We start from the raw sequence: 6,000 nt of genomic DNA on the forward strand, positions 1-6,000 counted from the left end.
CCTTGCAGATGAAGTTAAAGATCGACTTCACCTTCATATTCTCAAGAGTTTGTCGAAGTTAAACAGCCGGTTCGCAATAAAAGTTGTCGGGACTAACAAGCCGCTTCCGCTTTTATATTCATCCAGCTCAAGCGGCTAGAAGCTCGGCCAACTTCAACTCCTCTGGCAGAAGCAAAAAGCGCTTCTTTTGTCGGAGTCTCCAGTTGGCTCGTTTCTGGACAAGCCGCTTCCGTTTTTGTTTCATCCAGCTTCAGCGGCTAGCCCCTCGAGGTCGCTTCGGCCCTGTTGATGAAGTCAAAAAGCGACTTCACCCTCAGGTCCTCCGGCGCTTGTCGGGGCTGGACAAGCCACTTCCGCTTTTGTTTCAGGAAAGTGCCGGAGAAATTGGAAAATGAAACGGCGGGAATGCTTGTATTTCTCTTTCAAGAAGGTCAGAAACTACCCTTTAAGGGGTGAGAGTATATTGAATGTAATAACTACCTTTAAAGAGAAGAAAAGAGAAAAACAAATTAAATACGAGCGGTCAATTCTCCGCGAATTATCGATAAAAATACTAAAAGAACGCGTTCGTCATTACTTTGGATCCAGCAGGCTGACATCCAGTTTGGTTATGAATGAGGGCATTGAAGAGGCTTGTTATGATGTAGCAATTGAAGCCTATCTCCTAGGGGCGAAATTTAGCCGGTTCGGATATTATGGTGAGGCAATGAATGAGGCTAGAGAACGGTGCCATAAAGAGGAGAAACATATCGTGGATACACTTTATAACTTCTTCCTATATTGGGCAGGTGGAGATGAGGGCATTCAGAGTGAATCTCTTTACTATCTTTGTGAACAATACGTTGACAGCTGGTGGAGAGAGGGCTATCAAAGAGGAGAGAAGCGGTACAAATTGAAGATGCACTAATCTGTTCTAAACACCCAGCTAAGCCCATATATTGAAATAGCATAGCGGACGAGCTGGGGAGGATGAAAGGGCTGTGAGGAACAGATACAAAAAAAGTTTATTTGCCATTGGGCTAGTCATATTGTTTTTTTTGCTGCAACAAGACTTTGATGACGAAAATTCTTGGGAATCGTGGAACCTTCCTTTGACGGGGATGGTGATATACATCGACCCTGGACATGGAGGTGTTGATCCAGGAGCTGGAAATAAGGGCGGTTTTGAAAAAGATATCTCACTGAGTGTATCGCTTAAACTGCGTGATTATCTTCAGCAGCAAGGTGCGCTTGTTTTAATGACAAGGGAAACAGATATTGATCTTGCAGATGCAGGGTTGAAGGGGTATAGTCGAAGAAAAGTACAGGATTTAAAGAGGCGCCTTGAAAAACTAAATGAATCCGATGCAGATTTATTTATAACAATGCATTTAAATGCCATTCCCTCATCGAGATGGCGAGGAGCTCAGACCTTTTACTCAACCCAATTTCCAGAAAGTAAAAGGGCGGCTAAGTTCGTTCAAGACGAGCTTCGCAGGAATTTAGGAAACACAGATCGAAAAGCAAAAGCAGCTAATAACATCTACCTATTAAAAAATACAAATAAACCTGGGGTGCTGGTTGAAATCGGATTTCTTTCCAACCCGGAGGAAGAGCAGTTGTTAAAAAGAGATGACTATCAAGAAAAAGTTGCTGCCTCTGTTTATCAGGGTGTTTTGCGCTACTTCACTAATGAGCGAAAGACAGGAAGGTGAGTGTATTCACCTTCTCTTTTTTATAAGAGAACTTTCTTTCTATTGAGGTTACATTGCCGGACTTAAGGCTTGCACCTTTTATCTGTATGATTATTATGTTTATAATAAGGAGTAAATGAAAAAAGTGTGATTTGTATAACAGTGTCGTTTAAACCGGCTATGTTATACTTATGATGAATTGAACAATATAAAGGGTGGTGCTGTAATGTTAACTGAAACGCAAGTTCGAGGACTATTAAACGATCTTAAAGAGCCATTTTTACATAAAACACTTGGAGAAGTAAATGCTGTACTTGAAATCTCAATTAAAGAGGAGAAAAACCATGTAAGCGTTAAGATTGCCTTAGCTAAAACAGGTACGGCAGAACAGCTTCAGCTTCAAACACAAATTGTTAACCTGTTAAAAGAAAATGGTGCTAAATCAGTAGGATTAAGATTTTCTGAACTGCCAGCGGAAGAATTGGCCAAGCACCAAGTTGAAAAAGCAGAAGAAACAGACAGTCTGTTGTCTCCTGGCAGCAAAACAACCTTTATTGCAGTTGCTAGTGGTAAAGGCGGTGTCGGAAAGTCGACTGTTTCGGTAAACCTTGCTGTTTCTCTTGCTCGTCTTGGAAAAAAGGTAGGACTGGTTGATGCTGATATCTACGGTTTCAGCGTTCCTGATATGATGGGAATAACTCAACGCCCAGTCGTACGAGGGGAAAGGATTTTTCCAGTTGAAAGGTTTGGGGTAAAAGTTATCTCAATGGGATTCTTTGTTGAGGATAATGCTCCGATTATTTGGCGCGGACCAATGCTTGGAAAAATGCTGAACAGCTTTTTCAATGAGGTGGAGTGGGGAGAACTGGATTACCTTCTATTAGATCTGCCACCGGGGACTGGAGATGTCGCTTTAGATGTTCATACAATGCTTCCAGCTTGTAAAGAAGTCATTGTCACAACCCCGCACCCTACTGCTGCCTTCGTAGCTGCCCGTGCAGGTGCAATGGCATTGAGGACTGAACATGAAATTTTAGGTGTTATCGAAAACATGGCCTACTTTGAAAGTAAACTAACAGGTGAAAAAGAGTATGTCTTTGGAAAAGGCGGCGGAGAAAAGCTCGCTGAAGAGCTGAATACAGACCTGCTTGGCAGACTTCCATTATCCCAGCCGGATTGGAACGAAGATGATTTTGCTCCCTCTGTATATCAAGAAGATCACAAATTAGGCGCAATTTATACAAATATGGCACAGAAAATCGTTGCGATTTTAGAATAGCTAAAAAAGCCTCTCCAACCTGGAGAGGCTTTTTTGATAAGAAAGTATAAAATTTGGGGCATTGACTACTGTCTAGCTTCAGCGCCTAGCCCCTCGAGTGCTTCGGTCCAGCTGATGAAGTCAAAGAACGACTTCACCTCCTGTCCCCTCCAGCGCTTATCAGGGCTGTTCAAGGCGCTTGCGCTTTACTTAGTACCTTTTTAAACCTTTTGCTAATGTCCCTATTCTTTTTCTTTTGCTTCTTCTCCTGCTTGTATTTCTCCAGCAGCTTTCACCATTAAATCCTGTAGCTTAGCTTTAAATATAGGACTTTCAAAGGTTTCAGTAATCACGGTTTGCATATGCTCCCTATACCTTTTGCTCTCCATTAAATCAGCAAATTCTTTTTCCAATTCCGGATCCTTCAATACCTCAATGAGCATTCCTCGATATGCAGGGTCATTCATTAAATCCTTTATTAGCTTTTCATGTTCTGACTGCATGCCCTTTGCCATGCTTTCTGCAAACTTTGGGTCTTCGAATGACTTTTTCCAAAACTCTGTGCCCTTATTTGAAGTTAGTGTCTTTTGAATGGTGTCTGAAACAACAGCATTATCCATGATTAGCTGTTCTTTAACGGATGAATCTGCCATGATCTCTTCTACGGCTTTTTTTCCATCATCTGTTTTCAAAATATCGACAACCATCTTCTTTGTTTCTTCATAATCCATCTGTGGTCCGCTTGCTTCAGTTTGAGCACAGCCAGACAGTACAAACACAAGGAATACGGGGAGGAGCCAGTATGGTAGGTTCTTGTACATATTATAATCCCCTTTCGCAAACAATCCTCAATATTAGGATAAGAAAAACGGGGAAAATTATACGTTTAAAACAGAATGGCTAGATTTTTCTATTACTGGTTGGTACAATCAGAGGGGAGTTTTATTCTTAAAGAGCGCTATATGCTGCTTTATGATTCGGGGGAAAAAAGGTGAATAGCCGTAACTGGGTAAATTTATTTTTGTCTACGCTGCTTGTAGGCGGAATCACAACTAGTATCGCAGGATTTATCATTCGTTGGGACGAATTTAAACCAATCTTCGTCAACTTCAACATAATGGAGATTTTATCGGTTCTCCTATGGTTAATTGGTATCGGACTTATATTTAGTATACTAAGCCAGATGGGTTTTTTTGCTTACTTAACGATTCACCGTTTTGGATTAGGGATATTCAAATCGGTCTATCTATGGAATTGGGTTCAGGTTGTAATCATTGCATTCGTGTTGTTTGACCTTGTTTACCTTCGATTCAGTGCGTTTGCAGAACCAGGCGAGGGTATCTTTGGTTATATTGGTTTAGCTTTACTTGTTTTAGCTGTTGGCTTGATTGTCGCCTTTCTCAAAGCGAGACAGACTAATAAAGAGGCGTTTATCCCTGCTTTATTTTTTATGGTCGTCGTCACAGTTATTGAATGGGTTCCCGTTCTTAGAGTTAATGAATCAGGATGGTTATATTTGATGCTGATCCCGCTGCTCGCATGCAACGCTTATCAAATGTTAATCCTTCATAAGCTAAATAACAAGTCTGCCCTTGAACGACAGAAGATACAAAAAAAACCGTCCAAAGCTTAATGGACGGTTATTTTATTTCTTTGGATTTCGCTTCAGCATTAGCAAGCATTTCAGACACTGTTACCAAATCAAGATTTTTATTTTTTAGTTCTTTAAAAATAAGAGGCAAAGCGCTTGCTGTTTGTTTAGCTGAGTCGGAGGCATGCATTAAAATAATATCACCCTTTTTTGCATTCTTAACATTGCTGACAATCTTCTCAACACCAGGATTAGTCCAGTCTTTAGAGTCTAGGCTCCAATGTACGACTGTGTACCCGAGTCGCTCGGCGATTTTTAGGGTCTTCTGATCAAAATGTCCCGTGGGTGCCCGTAACAGTTCAATATTTTTCACATTTAATTTTTTAAAGGCATCTTGTGCCCTTAGCATATCCTGTCTAATTTTAGACTCCTCAAGTTCAGAGTAATCCTTATACTCATAACCGAGCATTCCGATTTCATATCCTTCTTTTACAATTCTGTTAACGAGATCAGGGTGTCGTTCTGCCCAAGCTCCTGCAAGGAAGAAAGTTGCTGTCTGGACTTTTTCTGCTTTTAAAACATCAAGAATCGGTTCAGCCTTTTCATCCCCCCAGCCAATATTAAAAGTTAACGCTAAGTCTTCATCTCCTTTGTATACCGCTTTTGGTCCATCTTTCGTTGAAAAAGCAGGAAGTTGTACAATATTTTCAATGTACAGATACCAGGAAGTAAAAAGTGCAGCAATAATCACAATGAAAACTTGTTTAATGGTTTTTCCATTCAGCACATAAAAAAAATTCATCTTCTCTCACCTCGTCCAATACACTCCTAGTCTAATTTCTATGTCCAATTTAAAAAGATATGCCGAATAAAATTTATAAAAGGATAGTTGTTTGGAAAGACTACGATAACTATCAACTTCAAGGAGTGTTTTTATGCTTGGAATAATGATTAATGAAAAGGAAGCAAAAGAAATTGAATACTTACTGAAGCGAGAGATGGATGAGATCTTATATGATTTAAATGATGAGAGAATTGACGGCAGAATTAAAAGAACAATGCGGGAACGTTATCAAATATTATTTTCGCTTTTTAAACGAGTGGCCCCCGCCAATGAATGTATAAAGTATATGCCATCGCAGCAAACAAAAAGCCAATGAGTTAAGCAGGGAGTTATCGTGGACTGTTTGGAAGAAATATAGTTGACATAGATTAATGAGCATGTTATATTATTAAACGTCGCTTCTACCGAGTGACTAAGAATTAAAAATGTTGTTGACTTTTAAAAAACAACATGTTATATTTATAAAGTCGCTTCTAGGCGTCGCAATAAATTAAATTGTTCTTTGAAAACTAAACAAACAAGCGTCAACAAACAATATTTATAGTGACTTCATTTATGAAGATCACTAGCCAACGTTTTAAATTATGAGCTAAACTCATACTCTTTTTTGGAGAGTTTGATCCTGGCTCAGGAC

7 protein-coding genes are annotated in these 6,000 nt (G+C 39.9%); 5 read left to right on the forward strand and 2 right to left on the reverse strand.

Annotation, left to right across the window (positions count from 1 at the left end):
- Positions 1–463: 463 nt before the first annotated feature.
- The 3 genes from HRJ06_RS19065 (at position 464) to HRJ06_RS19075 (ending at position 2,952) form a co-directional block, all read left to right on the forward strand.
- Positions 464–907, forward strand: a complete 444-nt coding sequence (locus HRJ06_RS19065; protein WP_174734562.1) for a YbaK family protein — start codon at positions 464–466, stop codon at positions 905–907.
- A gap of 73 nt (positions 908–980) precedes the next feature.
- Positions 981–1,694, forward strand: a complete 714-nt coding sequence (gene cwlD, locus HRJ06_RS19070; RefSeq protein ID WP_174734563.1) for an N-acetylmuramoyl-L-alanine amidase CwlD — start codon at positions 981–983, stop codon at positions 1,692–1,694.
- Between the two features lie 205 nt (positions 1,695–1,899).
- Positions 1,900–2,952 (forward strand): Mrp/NBP35 family ATP-binding protein, encoded by a 1,053-nt coding sequence (locus HRJ06_RS19075; RefSeq protein WP_174734564.1) that lies wholly within the window; start codon positions 1,900–1,902, stop codon positions 2,950–2,952.
- A gap of 221 nt (positions 2,953–3,173) precedes the next feature.
- Here the strand turns inward: HRJ06_RS19075 and gerD are convergent, their stop codons facing one another.
- Positions 3,174–3,752 (reverse strand): spore germination lipoprotein GerD, encoded by a 579-nt coding sequence (gene gerD, locus HRJ06_RS19080; protein ID WP_174734565.1) that lies wholly within the window; start codon positions 3,750–3,752, stop codon positions 3,174–3,176.
- Between the two features lie 170 nt (positions 3,753–3,922).
- Here gerD and HRJ06_RS19085 point away from each other — a divergent pair, with 170 nt between their 5' ends.
- Complete coding sequence (locus HRJ06_RS19085) at positions 3,923–4,564, forward strand: KinB-signaling pathway activation protein (RefSeq protein ID WP_174734566.1); 642 nt, start codon at positions 3,923–3,925, stop codon at positions 4,562–4,564.
- 7 nt (positions 4,565–4,571) lie between these two features.
- Here HRJ06_RS19085 and pdaB read toward each other — a convergent pair whose 3' ends face one another.
- Entirely contained in the window at positions 4,572–5,324 is a 753-nt protein-coding gene (pdaB, locus tag HRJ06_RS19090) for a polysaccharide deacetylase family sporulation protein PdaB (RefSeq protein ID WP_174734567.1), read from the reverse strand.
- Positions 5,325–5,457: 133 nt separating this feature from the next.
- Between pdaB and HRJ06_RS19095 the strand changes: the two genes are divergently transcribed.
- Positions 5,458–5,682 (forward strand): hypothetical protein, encoded by a 225-nt coding sequence (locus HRJ06_RS19095; protein ID WP_174734568.1) that lies wholly within the window; start codon positions 5,458–5,460, stop codon positions 5,680–5,682.
- Positions 5,683–6,000 lie beyond the last annotated feature (318 nt).

The sequence above is a fragment of the Mesobacillus harenae genome, assembly GCF_013343715.1.
GTDB classification, from domain to species: Bacteria; Bacillota; Bacilli; order Bacillales; family Cytobacillaceae; genus Mesobacillus_A; species Mesobacillus_A harenae.